At 32.4% G+C, this 14,958-nt stretch carries 15 protein-coding genes; 9 read left to right on the top strand and 6 right to left on the bottom strand.

Going from position 1 to position 14,958, the window contains the following annotated elements; genetic code table 11:
* The first annotated feature begins 187 nt into the window (after positions 1 to 187).
* The 4 genes from FEF17_RS10790 (at position 188) to FEF17_RS10775 (ending at position 4,770) form a co-directional block, all read left to right on the top strand.
* Positions 188 to 2,734 (top strand): ATP-dependent Clp protease ATP-binding subunit, encoded by a 2,547-nt coding sequence (locus FEF17_RS10790; RefSeq protein WP_139002408.1) that lies wholly within the window; start codon positions 188 to 190, stop codon positions 2,732 to 2,734.
* 118 nt (positions 2,735 to 2,852) lie between these two features.
* A complete protein-coding gene (locus FEF17_RS10785) occupies positions 2,853 to 3,410 on the top strand; it encodes an RNA polymerase sigma factor (protein ID WP_139002407.1) in 558 nt (185 codons plus the stop codon).
* Between the two features lie 15 nt (positions 3,411 to 3,425).
* Entirely contained in the window at positions 3,426 to 3,995 is a 570-nt protein-coding gene (locus tag FEF17_RS10780; protein ID WP_139002406.1) for a hypothetical protein, read from the top strand.
* Between the two features lie 46 nt (positions 3,996 to 4,041).
* The gene (locus tag FEF17_RS10775) at positions 4,042 to 4,770 is read left to right on the top strand and encodes a head GIN domain-containing protein (RefSeq protein WP_139002405.1); all 729 of its coding nucleotides are present in this window, start codon (positions 4,042 to 4,044) and stop codon (positions 4,768 to 4,770) included.
* Positions 4,771 to 4,872: 102 nt separating this feature from the next.
* Here the strand turns inward: FEF17_RS10775 and FEF17_RS10770 are convergent, their stop codons facing one another.
* Together FEF17_RS10770 and FEF17_RS10765 are read right to left on the bottom strand one after the other, a co-directional pair.
* On the bottom strand, positions 4,873 to 6,207 hold the full coding sequence (locus tag FEF17_RS10770; protein ID WP_139002404.1) for an MFS transporter: 1,335 nt from the start codon (positions 6,205 to 6,207) through the stop codon (positions 4,873 to 4,875).
* A 69-nt stretch (positions 6,208 to 6,276) separates the two neighbouring features.
* On the bottom strand, positions 6,277 to 7,092 hold the full coding sequence (locus FEF17_RS10765) for a M48 family metallopeptidase (protein WP_139002403.1): 816 nt from the start codon (positions 7,090 to 7,092) through the stop codon (positions 6,277 to 6,279).
* A gap of 169 nt (positions 7,093 to 7,261) precedes the next feature.
* Here FEF17_RS10765 and msrB point away from each other — a divergent pair, with 169 nt between their 5' ends.
* Together msrB and FEF17_RS10755 are read left to right on the top strand one after the other, a co-directional pair.
* A complete protein-coding gene (gene msrB / locus FEF17_RS10760; protein ID WP_139002402.1) occupies positions 7,262 to 7,744 on the top strand; it encodes a peptide-methionine (R)-S-oxide reductase MsrB in 483 nt (160 codons plus the stop codon).
* A 10-nt stretch (positions 7,745 to 7,754) separates the two neighbouring features.
* Entirely contained in the window at positions 7,755 to 8,306 is a 552-nt protein-coding gene (locus FEF17_RS10755; RefSeq protein WP_139002401.1) for a DUF1572 family protein, read from the top strand.
* Positions 8,307 to 8,358: 52 nt separating this feature from the next.
* Here the strand turns inward: FEF17_RS10755 and FEF17_RS10750 are convergent, their stop codons facing one another.
* Positions 8,359 to 9,282: a nuclear transport factor 2 family protein gene (locus FEF17_RS10750; RefSeq protein WP_139002400.1), complete on the bottom strand. Its 924-nt coding sequence runs from the start codon at positions 9,280 to 9,282 to the stop codon at positions 8,359 to 8,361.
* Between the two features lie 129 nt (positions 9,283 to 9,411).
* Positions 9,412 to 10,695 (bottom strand): NAD(P)/FAD-dependent oxidoreductase, encoded by a 1,284-nt coding sequence (locus FEF17_RS10745; RefSeq protein ID WP_139002399.1) that lies wholly within the window; start codon positions 10,693 to 10,695, stop codon positions 9,412 to 9,414.
* A gap of 106 nt (positions 10,696 to 10,801) precedes the next feature.
* Here FEF17_RS10745 and lpdA point away from each other — a divergent pair, with 106 nt between their 5' ends.
* Positions 10,802 to 12,178 carry a dihydrolipoyl dehydrogenase gene (lpdA, locus tag FEF17_RS10740; protein ID WP_139002398.1) on the top strand — a complete coding sequence of 459 codons (1,377 nt, stop codon included), beginning with the start codon at positions 10,802 to 10,804 and terminating at the stop codon, positions 12,176 to 12,178.
* Between the two features lie 98 nt (positions 12,179 to 12,276).
* Here lpdA and aroQ read toward each other — a convergent pair whose 3' ends face one another.
* Together aroQ and FEF17_RS10730 are read right to left on the bottom strand one after the other, a co-directional pair.
* On the bottom strand, positions 12,277 to 12,693 hold the full coding sequence (gene aroQ / locus FEF17_RS10735) for a type II 3-dehydroquinate dehydratase (RefSeq protein ID WP_139002397.1): 417 nt from the start codon (positions 12,691 to 12,693) through the stop codon (positions 12,277 to 12,279).
* 12 nt (positions 12,694 to 12,705) lie between these two features.
* Positions 12,706 to 13,587 (bottom strand): hypothetical protein, encoded by an 882-nt coding sequence (locus tag FEF17_RS10730; RefSeq protein WP_139002396.1) that lies wholly within the window; start codon positions 13,585 to 13,587, stop codon positions 12,706 to 12,708.
* A gap of 45 nt (positions 13,588 to 13,632) precedes the next feature.
* On the opposite strand from FEF17_RS10730, the gene FEF17_RS10725 reads away from it, so the two are divergent.
* A complete protein-coding gene (locus tag FEF17_RS10725) occupies positions 13,633 to 13,971 on the top strand; it encodes a TM2 domain-containing protein (RefSeq protein ID WP_139002395.1) in 339 nt (112 codons plus the stop codon).
* A 67-nt stretch (positions 13,972 to 14,038) separates the two neighbouring features.
* On the top strand, positions 14,039 to 14,935 hold the full coding sequence (gene xerD / locus FEF17_RS10720) for a site-specific tyrosine recombinase XerD (protein ID WP_139002394.1): 897 nt from the start codon (positions 14,039 to 14,041) through the stop codon (positions 14,933 to 14,935).
* Positions 14,936 to 14,958 lie beyond the last annotated feature (23 nt).

Genomic DNA, 14,958 nt, shown 5'->3' with positions numbered 1-14,958 from the left:
CATAGTAAGACAATCGACGATTCTTTTTCGTGTTTTTTATTAACAATTTCACCATGTTTTTTAGTTAATAAGTAAGCCCTCAAAAGTTTTGATTTTATAAAGATTTTTTCGTCAATTAGCAATTTAAGGTATAGTTTTTGCCTTTAGTAAAATGTTTTAGTATTTTTAATGCACAAAGGAGACTGTCATGGATGATAATTTTTCACCTAGAGTAAAAGATGTAATCGCTTTTAGTAAAGAAGAAGCTTTACGCCTTGGTCATGATTTTATAGGTACCGAGCATTTAATGCTTGGTCTTTTAAGAGATGGCAATGGAAAGGCTATTAATATACTTAATGCTTTAGAGATTGATTTGAATCATTTAAGACGCAAGGTGGAAATCTTGAGTCCCGCAAACCCGAACATAGCAGTTGCTTCAAACCAAAAGAAAAACTTGCATTTAACAAGACAAGCGGAACGCGCCTTAAAAACAACATTTTTAGAAGCAAAACTATTTCAAAGTACTTCTATTAATACTGCTCATTTACTACTTTGTATATTAAGAAATGAAAACGACCCAACCACCAAACTTTTAAATAAATTAAAAGTTGACTATGACAATGTTAAAGAACAATTCAAACTTATGATTACTAACGATAATGATTATATAGAACCTAAAGCAGAATCTTTTCAAGATGATGATACAAGTTCTGAGGACACATCTAAGGACAATATTTTTAACGCTCCCGCTGGTAAGTCTAATAAGAAGTCTAAAACACCTGTTCTGGACAATTTTGGCCGTGATTTAACGGCTTTAGCAGACGAAGGCAAGTTAGACCCGGTTGTTGGTAGAGAAAAGGAAATACAGCGCGTGTCTCAAATTTTAAGTCGTCGCAAAAAAAACAATCCGCTTTTAATTGGAGAACCTGGTGTTGGTAAATCTGCTATTGCAGAAGGATTAGCTCTTAGAATTGTGAAAAGAAAAGTTTCGCGTATTTTATTTAACAAACGTGTTGTTACATTAGATTTAGCAAGTTTGGTTGCTGGCACTAAATATAGAGGTCAGTTTGAAGAACGTATGAAGGCTGTCATGAATGAGCTTGAAAAAAATGATGATGTTATTTTATTCATTGATGAAATTCATACTATAGTTGGAGCGGGTGGAGCTACTGGAAGTTTAGATGCATCTAACATGTTTAAGCCAGCTCTCGCAAGAGGAGAAATTCAATGCATAGGCGCAACAACACTTGATGAATATAGACAGTATATTGAAAAAGATGGAGCTTTAGAACGTCGTTTCCAAAAAGTAATTGTTGAACCAACTACGGTTGAAGAAACTATTGAAATCTTAAATAATATTAAGGGTAAATATGAAGAACATCATAATGTAGATTTTACACCTGAAGCGATTGAAGCATGTGTTAAATTAACAAATCGTTATATGACTGAACGTTTTTTACCAGACAAAGCGATTGATGCACTAGACGAAGCCGGCTCTAGAGTTCATATCACCAATATTGATGTCCCTAAACAAATTCTAGAACTTGAAAAGAAACTGGAAGATGTTAAGGAAACCAAGAATTCGGTTGTTAGAAAGCAAAAATATGAAGAGGCTGCAAAGCTTAGAGATGATGAAAAAAGACTTGAAAAAGAACTAGCTATCGCCCAAGAAAAATGGGAAGAAGAAACAAAACAGCATCGCGAAATTGTTACGGAAGATAATGTTGCAGACGTCGTATCAATGATGACAGGTATTCCTGTAAATAGAATTGCTCAAACTGAAATCAATAAGCTATCGGAATTACCAAACCTTATTAAAGGCAAAGTTATTGGTCAAGACCAAGCTGTAGCAAAGGTAGTAAAGGCTATACAGCGTAATCGTGCTGGACTAAAAGACCCTAATAAACCAATTGGTTCATTTATCTTTTTAGGTCAAACAGGTGTTGGAAAAACACAACTCGCAAAAGTATTATCAAGAGAGTTATTTGATAGTGAAGATTCACTAGTTAGAATTGATATGAGCGAGTACATGGAGAAATTTGCTATTTCAAGACTAATTGGTGCTCCTCCTGGATATGTAGGATATGAAGAAGGTGGACAGTTAACCGAAAAAGTTAGACGGAAACCTTATGCTGTTATTTTACTTGATGAGATTGAAAAGGCACATCCAGATGTATTCAACATGCTACTTCAGGTACTTGATGATGGCTACCTAACTGATAGTCTTGGTAGAAAAATCGATTTTAGAAATACCATAATTATTATGACTTCTAATATAGGCGCGCGAAAGTTAAAAGATTTTGGTACAGGTATTGGTTTTGGAACTGCCTCTCAAAAAGCTCAGGAAGATGCCAATGCTATAAAAGTTATTGAAAATGCATTAAAAAAATCGTTTGCACCAGAATTTTTAAATAGAATTGATGATGTCGTTGTTTTTAACCCATTAGAAAAAGAGGATATCAATAAAATTATTGACATTGAATTAGATAAACTTCTTGCTAGAATTAAAGGATTGGGCTACACTCTAAAGTTAAGTAAAAGTGCAAAGGATTATATTGCCGAAAAAGGTTTTGATAAACAATATGGTGCGCGACCTTTAAAACGTGCCATTCAAAAGTATGTTGAAGACGCTTTGGCGGAAGAAATTATATCCTCACAATTACGAGAAGGGGATAAAATCGTTATTGATTTAGATAAAAAATCAGATGAGTTAAAAATTAAAATTGAAAAAACCGAGAAGCCCACTGAGTCTTAATAAATAAGGCCTTTCATAAAATTTCGACCTACATTCGTTAGCGCATGTAGGTCTTTTTTTTGTTTAAAACTGTAACAATTCAAAATACTTTTAATCTATCTTATAACAATTTGCTTTTTTGAATTTAAAAAAATTTAATACTGAACAATTAGTTCAGCTTTGTTTATCGGGTAACCAATCAGCGCAATTGGAAATCTATAACAGATACTACAAAGCGATGTACAATGCTTCATTTAGAATTGTAAAAGATTCTTATGAGGCGGAAGATGTTATGCAAGACTCTTTTTTATTAGCATTTACTAAATTAAAAGAGCTTAAAGACTTAAAAATATTTGGTCCGTGGTTAAAGCGAATTGTTATTAACAAGAGTATTCATCATTACAAAAAACGAACAAAGCATAAAGAAATTGGACTAGATGATGTGCTTTATAAAATAGAAGATAATAACGTTGAGACTTATGAAGATTACGATTTTATTCATGTTAAGGCTAAAGAGGTTTTAAATACCATGAATACACTAAAAGATAATTACAAACTTGCCTTAACATTAAATTTAATTGAAGGCTATGATTATGAAGAAATTAGTGATATCATGAATATCTCTAATGCCAATTGCAGAACAACAATATCGAGAGCCAAAGAAGCCTTGAGACGAAAATTACAAATTTTTGCCTAAAAAAATTAAAATAAAATGAGTAAGGTTAACATAGATAACTTATTTAAAAAGTTTGAAAACGATTTTGACATTGAAGAACCAAGATTGAATCATAAGCAGCGTTTTTTGTCTAAACTAAAATCACAAAATGAAGCTAACTCTGCTATTGGCTTTAGTTTAAAACAAAGTTTTATAAAACCATTTATTGGTGTTGCGGCCTCCATAGTGTTATTAATCTCATTATTAATCTTCAATTCAAACTCAAATAATACAGAAATAAATTTAGCGAATATATCACCAGAAATGGCCAAAACACAAAGCTTATTTGCGTCCAATTTTAGCAATGAATTGAATAAACTGAACAGCGAAGAAACTCCAGAATACCAAGAGTTAATTGTTGATGCCATTTTTAAAATTAAAGTAGTAGAAGAAGATTTCAATCAGTTGGTTATAGCACTAAATGAAAACCCGAAAGATCAATTAATCCTTTCTGCTATGCTATTAAATTTTCAAGAACGAATTGACATTATGCAAGAGACTATTGAAAAAATAAAAGAAAAAGAGAGTATGAATACTTCTAACCTGTTAGAAGCAAATATTTTATAAATTATTAAACAACGTTCCTTATAAGGAGCTTTTAAATCTTAAAACAATGAAAAAAACAATTACATTATCAATCATTACCGTACTTTTTATTGGTCTCACTCATGCACAAAATTGGGGAAAGAAAAAAATTAAAGGAAACGGAAATGTTACGACCGAAACTAGAGATACAGGAGATTATGATGGCATAAAATGTGCAGGATCTATGGATTTTGTTTTGGTTTCAGGAACTGAAGGTAAAATTATACTTGAAGGAGAATCAAATTTATTAGAACACATTTCAACTGAAGTGAAAGATGGTAACCTTATAGTTAAAATTGCTAAAGGCAAAAACATAAGCTGGAGTAAAGGAAAATCAATTAAAATAACAATTCCTTTTGAAAAAATAAGTTCAATTTCCTTAGCTGGATCTGGCGATATTATTAATAAAGATGTTATTAACGTAAACAATTTAAATGTTTCGTTAGCTGGATCAGGAGATATTGTTCTTGATATTAAAACAGAATCTGTTAAGGGAGCCGTAGCAGGTTCTGGTGATATAAAACTAAGTGGAACTACAAATAGTTTAGAAGCTAAAGTGGCTGGCTCAGGTGATTTTGATAGTTTAGATTTACAAGCAGAAAATGCAGAAGTTGCTGTTGCAGGAGCAGGTGATGCAAAAATAGGGAACAGCAAAAAATTAAAAGCGCGCGTAGCTGGATCTGGAGATATTGTATATAAAGGTAATCCTCAGGTTGATAAAAAGGTAGCTGGTTCTGGTTCGATTACTGCAAAATAAACTAATCCGAAAAATCTAAAAGTGAAAAAAGCATTCTTTTACAGAATGCTTTTTTTTATTTATAAAAATATTAAATTAATGTCGTGAACATTTGAAACAATATTAATTTTTTGCAACATTTTGCGGAACTCTAAACAATAAAATAATTCCAACTAGAAAGAAAACGAACAGGAACAAAATGGCATGTCTCATAGAACTAACCTGATCTACAATTGCGAAAATTAACATCCCAATTACAATTCCTATTTTCTCAGCAACATCATAAAAACTAAAATAAGACGTTGTATCTTCTGTCTCTGGTAAAAATTTTGAATAGGTCGATCGCGCAAGAGACTGTACCCCACCCATAACCAAACCGACCAAACTTGCTGCAATATAAAATTGCATTGGTGATTTCATTAAATAAGCGTAAACACATAATAACATCCAGATGAAATTTACGCCAATTAAAGTTTTAATGTTGCCAAACTTATTTGACGCACGAGATGTCAAAATAGCCCCCAATACAGCAACTAACTGAATAACCAATATACTTATTATTAAACCTTGAGTTTTTTCATCTTTACTAGACCATGCTATTTCCTTTTCTCCAAAATAAACTGCCATTAGCATAATGGTTTGTACCGCCATACTAAATACAAAAAACGCATATAAATATCTTTTAAGTCGTAGGTTACTTTTAAGTTGCTGCCAAACTTGCTGCAATTCTTTAAATCCGTTTAAAACAACTCTTCGAGTTACTTTATGACCAGTAGAAACACCTTTTGGCAACCAATAAAAAGAATATTGGCTAAAACCAATCCACCATAGACCAACGGTTATAAAAGACACCTTCATAGCCTCAAATGAAGCCGCATTTTTTTCATCGATTGTAGTTCCAATATCAAAACCAAACCACTCAGGTTTCATTACCATTGCAAGGTTCAGTAAAAGTAATAGAACACTACCTATATAGCCTAAAGAAAAGCCTTTTGCACTTATACTATCTTGTTGATGGTCAAAAGCAATATCTGGTAGATACGAATTATAAAACACTAAGCTACCCCAATAACCTAATAAGCCCATGAAGTAAAAAAGAATACTTGTATGGATAGAATCTAAATCAAACCAATACAAACCAATACTGCCTATCCCTCCTACATAACAGAAAAACCTCATAAAATTCTTCTTATTACCAACATAATCTGCTATTCCAGATAAAATGGGAGATGAAAATGCTACAACCAAAAAAGTAAAAGCAGTAACAATCTCAATTAAAACGGTCTGCTTCATTTCAAATCCAAAAGCAGATACTAATTCTTCTTTTGTTGCAAATAATTCCGAATAAAAAATGGGAAAAATGGAAGAGGCTATTGTTAATGTGTATACAGAGTTCGCCCAATCATAAAATGCCCATGCATTTAATAATTTCTTACTTCCTTTTTTTAATACTGCCATAATAAAAAAGCTGCTTATTTATAAGCAGCTTCTAATGTAATCAAATATTTTAATCTAAATGATAACTTCCTATTTAAATGAGGTCACCCCAAATTTGGCGGCCTCAGCTTTTGCTTTATCAGCAAGAGCTGTTAAGTTAGCAATTCGCGAATCGTTAGATGGATGCGTGCTTAAAATTTCTGGTGGTGCTTGTCCACCACTATTCGCTTTCATTCTTTTCCATAATTCTGCTGCTTCATGAGGGTTATAGCCGGCAATAGCCATTAAATAAACACCAATTTTATCGGCTTCAGTCTCGTGGCTTCTGCTAAATGGCAACATCACACCTACTTGCGTTCCTACACCATAATATTGATTAAAAGCATTTCTAGACTCTTCATCCTTAATCGCAATATTTCCAGCGACTGCTAATCCTTGTTGCACTAAACCTGCACTCATTCTTTGTTGACCATGATTAGCAAGTGCATGGGCCACTTCGTGTCCCATAATAGCAGCAACACCAGTTTCTCCATTTGCAATTGGCAAAATTCCTGTATAAAAAACTATTTTACCACCAGGCATACACCAAGCATTTACCGTTTTATCATCAACCAAATTATATTCCCACTTATAATCCTTCAAGTAACCTTGATGTCCATTGGCATTTAACCATCGCTCTGCAGCAACTGCAATACGTTGCCCTACTCTAGTTACCATAGCCGCATCGCTTGTGCCTTTAACTACTTTATTTTCTGTTAAAAATTGATCGTATTGAGCAAAAGCTGTTGGAAACAATTGAGAGTTGGGAACTAAAGCCATGGTTTTCTTTCCGGTAAACGGATTTTCTGCACAAGACATAAATATGGTTACTATTCCAAAAACTAGAAGTATTTTATTAAATTTCATTATCATGGGGTTAAAAATTTATTAAAAATTAAAAATACAAAAATTGTACCTTTATAAATGTGAGACACACTTTATTTTTTTGAGTCACAAATTAAAATCAAAAAACACCCCTATTTAGTTGTTAGATTTTGAAACTTAAAACGACTTAATGATAATAAATTAATTAATCATGAAAAAACTGTTTATACCATTACTTTTTTTAACATTAATGTCATGTAATGGAGTGGCTCAAAAAGATATTAAAACTAATTCTAAAGCTTATAAAGTTTCTAAAACAGAATCTGAGTGGAAATCACAACTCACGGAAGAAGAGTATTATGTTTTAAGACAAGCTGGAACTGAACGTCCTTTTTCAAGTCCGCTAAACAAAAATTATGATAATGGTGTTTATGTATGTAAAGGATGTAATACACCTTTATTTAAAAGCGAACATAAATTTGATTCTGGCACCGGTTGGCCTAGTTTTGATAGAGAAATCAAGGGTAATGTAGATTTCTCAACCGATTACAATTTAGGTTATTCCAGAAGTGAAGAACATTGTGCTACCTGTGGTGGGCATCTTGGACATGTTTTTAATGATGGCCCAAGAAAAACAACTGGAAAGCGACATTGTATAAATGGGGTCTCGTTAAAATTTATACCTGCCGAATAAGATTTCTTAAATGGAAAGTTATTTAACCAGTATTTTTAAACAGTTTCAATATTATAAAAGTTTGGGCGACAAAACTTTGAATCAACTAAATTTTGATGATCTTCAAAATGAGATTGATGAAAATTCTAATTCAATTTCTATAATTGTAAAGCATTTAACAGGTAATATGCTAAGCAGATGGACTAATTTCATTAATGAAGATGGAGAGAAATCTTGGAGGCAGCGCGATCTAGAATTTCATAATAGTTTTGAAAGTAAAAATGAAGTCATTAATTATTGGAATAAAGGTTGGGAATGTCTATTTGATGCTCTTGAAACATTAACCAGTGCAGATTTAGAAAAGATGGTTTACATAAGAAATCAGGGGCACACAGTCACTGAAGCTATTAACCGACAACTGGCTCACTACGCCTATCATGTAGGTCAAATAGTTTTTTTAGGCAAACTTTTAAAGGGTAAAGACTGGGTATCACTCTCTATTCCGAAAGGAGATTCTTCAAAATACAATAAGGATAAATTTAGCAAGGAAAAAAGCCGGCGACATTTTACCGATGATTTGTAATTAAAAAGCCTCCAAAATTTCTTTTGGAGGCTTAGTCTTACTTTCTCTTTCTTTACTTTGCATTTAGTGCCTGCATAGTATAATATCCCGATTCATTTGTTATCATGCCTTCATCATTAAAGTCATGAGTCATCATTATTGGTAATTTTACTTTTTTACCATCAGATTTTCGAGTCATTCTTGCAGTCCACCAAGATTGAACAACTTTTGCATTTCCTAATTCATATTCCAAATAATCAGGATATCCTCGAACATCAATACTTTCAATAGTCCAATCATTAAGCATTCCTAAAAAAGCCTCTTTTTCTTCTGTAACAGTATTAGACTCACCATCAGCCATATCTAAATTAGTAAATGTAGCATCTTCGGTAAAAAAGCTAAAAGCTTTGTCAGCGTCACTATTCTCTAAAGCGGCCATCATCATACGAACTTTATTAATATATTCATGCTGATTATATAAAGTACCGTTGGTTCTTGTGGAAAATGCCTCTCTAATATCATTACCTATAGGATAATTATAGTTAATGGCTAACTCTATTTTATTATCGGCATTCATACGATATAAACTATGAAGTGGCATTTCTATTTTTACACCAGTTTTATTATGAACACCTTTTAAATAATTCCAAGTTTGAACCCAAGTTTTGCCTCCCTTATATTCAATAGCATCTGGATACGCTTCTCCATGACGAGTTAAACTCCTGTAAGACAACCACTTACTTTTGTTCTCAACCCATTTCACAAAATCCTCTTTATTAGTTCCTTTGGCATCTTTATTTCTTGTGGTGCCACTTATAGATTTAAAATCATCAGCCAAAAAAGAGGCAACTTTTTCTGCATCACCAGCGATATCTGCTTGTTGCATGGCTTCAACTACATCTATAGCAGGATGTTCGATAAAAACAGTTCCGTTTTTCTTTTGGGCATACATAATGCTAGCTAATAGCATTACGATAATAATCGCATGTTTTTTCATTTTAATAAATTTTGGTTAGTTAATTAATATTCTGAAATATAGTTAAATTTATTGATACTAAGCAATTTGTATTATAAATTTAAAATAACTATACCAGATGATTTTTTAAAAGAAATTATTAGCAAAAGATTATGAATTATAATGTTTTTTAAAAGGCCTAATAATTAATCGCGCCTCTCTATCAAAACGCACATAATTGTACACCCAGTTTACAAAAACCACCATGCGGTTTCTAAATCCAATTAAAAAGAATAGATGCACAAACATCCAAACATACCAGGCGAAAACTCCTTGAAATTTAAAGTTCTTAAGGTCGACAACGGCTTTATTTCTTCCTATTGTCGCCATAGCCCCTTTATCTTTGTATGAAAAAGGAACCATAGATTTTTCTTCAATTAGTTTTAATATATTATCACCTAATTGTTCCCCTTGCTGAATAGCCGGTTGTGCCATCATGGGCAAACCATTAGGGAATTCTTCATTTACCATACATGCTATATCTCCAATAGCGAAAATAGCATCAAACCCTTTTACTTGATTAAATTCATTTACCAATAGTCGGTTACCATTAGTCATAAATTCTTCAGCTTCTAGACCTTTTATGGTAGCTCCTTTTACTCCTGCTGCCCATACAACAGTGGCAGTTTCAAAAGTTAAATCGGTATTTGTTGTAACTATTTTACCATCGTAATTAGTAACTCTTACATTTTTCCATACATTCACGCCTAATTTTTCTAAAAAATCTTCAGCCCTTGATGAAGCTTTTTCACTCATCCCTTTTAGAATACAATCACTCGACTGGATAATATTAATCTGTGCCGAACGTGTATCTAAATCCGGGTAATCCTTAGGTAGAATACCTTTTTTTATTTCAGCTAAAGCACCTGCAAGTTCAACACCTGTAGGCCCGCCTCCAACAATCACAAAATTCATTAAAGCATCTCGCTCATTTAAATCTGAGGTCAATAAGGCCTCTTCAAAATTTTCAAGAATTAAGCTTCTTAAATTTAAAGACTGCGGAATAGTCTTCATAGCCATACTATATTTTTCAATATTAGAATTGCCAAAATAATTAGTTTTAGACCCAGAGGCCACTACCAAATAATCAAATTTTAAATTTCCAATATTAGTCCGAACCTTATTCTTTTTGGTATCAATCTCTTTTACATCGGCCAATCGAAAATAAAAATTAGGGAAATCCTTTAAAATTTTACGAATCGGATAAGCGATTGAATCAGGTTCTAATCCTCCAGTAGAAACTTGATATAAAAGCGGTTGAAAGGTGTGGTAATTATGCTTGTCCAGTAATACAACTTGAACTTCTTGTTTCGATAATTTTTTGGCCAAAGCGACTCCAGCAAACCCGCCACCAATGATAACAATTCGGGGATAACTCGTTCTTGGTATATTCATACATTAATTCTTGCAATACAAAGGTACTATAAAGATGTAAATTTAAAGGGCTCTTAATTCGTTATTCAAAATCGATTTTGTAAATTTGCTGCTTAAATTTTGACACATGAGTAAATACGATATTATTGTTCTTGGAAGTGGTCCTGGCGGTTATGTTACTGCTATTAGAGCTTCACAGTTAGGCTTTAAAACAGCTATTGTTGAAAAGGAAAATTTGGGTGGCGTATGTTTAAATTGGGGATGTATTCCAACAAAAGCACTTTTAAAATCTGCACAAGTTTTTGAATATTTAAAACATGCGGAAGATTATGGACTAAAGGTTACAGATGCTGAACATGACTTTGATGCTGTTGTAAAACGTAGTCGTGGTGTTGCCGATGGTATGAGTAAAGGTGTTCAATTTTTAATGAAAAAGAATAAAATTGACGTTATTGAAGGTTTTGGAAAGTTGAAACCAGGAAAGAAAGTTGATGTTGATGGAACAGAGTACAGTGCAGATAATATAATTATTGCAACGGGAGCGCGCTCGCGTGAGTTACCTAGTTTGCCTCAAGATGGTGAAAAAGTGATAGGTTATAGGCAGGCCATGAGCTTAAAGAAGCAACCTAAAAAGATGATAGTCGTTGGGTCTGGAGCTATAGGGGTTGAATTTGCTTATTTCTACAACTCAATGGGAACCGAGGTAACCATTGTTGAATACTTACCAAATATTGTTCCTGTTGAAGATGAGGATGTTTCAAAACAATTAGAACGTTCTTTTAAAAAGACTGGAATTAACATCATGACTTCTGCTGAAGTTACCTCGGTTGACACTTCTGGAAAAGGAGTTAAAGCTACTGTAAAAACTAAAAAAGGAGAAGAAATTCTTGAAGCTGATGTTATTTTAAGTGCTGTAGGAATTAAAACAAACATTGAAAATATTGGATTAGAAGATGTTGGTATTGTTGTAGATAGAGACAAAATTTTGGTAAATGATTATTATCAAACCAATATTCCTGGCTATTATGCTATTGGAGACGTAACTCCTGGTCAAGCTTTAGCTCACGTTGCCTCGGCTGAGGGGATTTTGTGTGTTGAAAAACTTGCTGGACATCATGTAGAACCAATTGATTATGGCAATATTCCCGGATGTACTTATTGTTCACCAGAAATAGCTTCAGTTGGATTAACTGAAAAGCAAGCTAAAGATAAAGGTATAGATATTAAAGTTGGGAAATTTCCTTTCTCCGCATCTGGAAAAGCAAGTGCTGGAGGAAACAAAGATGGTTTTGTAAAAGTAATTTTTGATGCAAAATACGGTGAATGGCTAGGTTGTCATATGATTGGTGCTGGTGTAACAGATATGATCGCTGAAGCTGTTTTAGGCAGAAAGCTCGAAACAACTGGGCACGAAGTTTTAAAAGCTATACACCCGCATCCAACAATGAGCGAAGCTGTTATGGAAGCCGTTGCGGATGCTTATGATGAAGTGATACATTTATAGCTTTTAGCTAGCGATTTATATAAATAAAAATGCGATTCAATAGAATCGCATTTTTATTTATCGTCATTTTAAATTTATTTTAAAACCCATTAAAATTTTTATATAAAACTCTGAATAGCCAACTCATAGCTTTGTAATCCAAAACCTAATATAACCCCTTTTGCATTTGGGGAAATGTAAGAATGATGTCTAAATTCTTCTCTACCAAATGTGTTGGAAATATGCACTTCTACAACTGGTGTTTCAATACCTTTAATAGCATCTCCAATACCAACCGAAGTATGGGTGTAAGCCGCAGCATTTAAAATAATACCATCATAACTAAAACCAACTTCGTGCAGTTTATCAATTAGTTCTCCTTCTATATTCGACTGAAAATAATCGATAACAACATCGCTATATTTTGTTTTAACTTCCTCTAAAAACTCCGTAAAGGTCAAACTCCCGTAGATATTAGGTTCACGTTTTCCTAATAAATTAAGGTTTGGCCCATTAATGATGATTAGTTTTTTCATAAGTCAAAGATATTATTTTTTTGTTTTTAATATATCTATTTGAGTTTCATCATTCTCTTTTAAATTGGAAAGCGCCTTAATTGAATTGCTTTTATCTTTTATCCTAACAACAACAGTATTTGGAGCAATATCGCCTTCATTCATGGCTTTTATTCGAACCGATGTTTTATCATTAATTACATCAACTGTAAAATATTTTTTCTCTTTATTAGCCTTATAATTTGATAATATTTCTTTATCATTTACAAATACCGATATTCTATCTCCATCTTCCTTACCACCATCATAAATCTCAAATATAACTTTATCCGATTTTGTAAATAAACTTAAAACTTCGTCCTTTCTTAAAATATTCATATTTAAAGAATCCATCATTTTTCGTAAATTCAATTTTTGCTTTAAACTATCAGGAACTCTTTTCGATTTTTTAATCTTATCGCTTACTTTGGCCAAGCGTTTTTCCATTCTCTCATATGCGTTAAGCAATACCTCACCATCAATACATTTAGTATTATCGGAAAACAATCCTATAAAATTGGTTTTAATATTTTTGGTCTTGCCGAACACAAAATTCTTTACTGTAGCATTCAAAAAACAAAAATCGTTTTGTGAAATTGTTGACTTCGTGTAAACAATTCCTGTTTCTCTAAAGTTTAATTCCTTTTTTGTTTTATCATACTCACCAAAAATATTAGACCTCGTTTCATGCACACCTCCAATATCTGTGATTGAATAGCCTTTAACATCTTCATTATTAACCAAAAAATTAACACGGTAAGAAATAATTACGGTATCATTTAACTTTACGCCACCAACATACTCATATCTTTCTTGTGATAGGCTTAAACTAGCAAATGAAAAAAAGAATAAAATAAGCAAGCAATCTTTAAACATTAAAATATTTTTTATAAATTGTACACAAACATAAACCAATTAATTATGAAAATTAAATTATTATTATCATTCTTAGTATTAGTCCTAGGTTATTCTGCTTGCTATGCTTCTTTTCCAGTTAAAAGGACAATTGAAACTTCTGAAAATATTGAAGTTACGACTTCAAGTAATATTGAAGAAGTATTAACACCAGTTACAACTGTTAAGGGAAAGGATAAATGGGTTGGCGTTGCTTTTTGGTTCTTTTTAGGTTGGCCTTTTGCTGCGCACAGATGGTATTACAACAAACCTGTATGGGCAAATATTTTGTTTATTATTACTATTGGTGGACTAGGAATTTGGGCTATTATTGATTTAATAAATATCCTTACCGATAATTTTTAAGATAATGAATTTATAGTTTTAAAAAAAACTACCTAATGGTAGTTTTTTTTTGCCTTATTTTTAACCTATGAAATGGAAAAACGCACTTAAAGATTATCAACTCTATTTAAAAATAGAACGAGGTTTATCTGAAAATTCAATTGATAATTATTCTCGTGATGTTAAAAAATTAGTGACTTACTTAGAGGGAAATAATATAAGCATCTCACCTATTTCTATAAACGCTGAAAGTATTCAACAATTTATATATAATGCAGCTAAAAGTGTTAATGCACGGTCTCAATCGCGCTTAATTTCTGGTTTAAGAAGTTTTTTTAGCTATTTGGTCTTTGAAGATTATAGAAAAGATAACCCTTTAGAACTTATAGAATCTCCAAAAATAGGAAGAAAATTACCTGATACACTTGAAGAAAAAGAAATTGACCAACTTATTGCTGCTATAGATTTGAGTAAACCTGAAGGTGAACGCAATAGAGCTATTCTCGAAACTTTATATGGGTGTGGATTACGAGTTAGCGAATTAACTCATTTAAAAATCTCCGATTTATTTTTTGATGAAGGTTTTATAAAAGTGACTGGAAAAGGAGATAAACAGCGTTTTGTCCCTATAGTTAATAGTACTAAAAAATATATTAATATTTACCGAAATGAAATTAGGCTGCATCTTAATATTCAAGCTGGTTATGAAGACACCCTTTTTCTTAATAGACGCGGAAAACAACTAACCAGAGCCATGATTTTCACAATTATAAAACAACTCGCCGAAAAGATAGGTCTAAAAAAGCGTATCTCTCCTCATACGTTTAGACATTCATTTGCAACTCATTTGTTACAAAATAATGCCGACCTAAGATCCATACAGCTTATGTTAGGTCATGAAAGCATTACAACCACTGAAATATATGTGCATCTTGATAAAAGTCATTTAACGTCAGTAATTGAAAAATATCATCCGAGGAAATAATTATTGATTTTGGTAAAACAAAA

Source organism: Hyunsoonleella aestuarii (assembly GCF_006148925.1).
Taxonomy (GTDB): Bacteria; Bacteroidota; Bacteroidia; order Flavobacteriales; family Flavobacteriaceae; genus Algibacter_D; species Algibacter_D aestuarii.
Note: the sequence above shows the minus strand (reverse complement) of the source record. Positions and strands in the feature narration are given on the sequence as shown.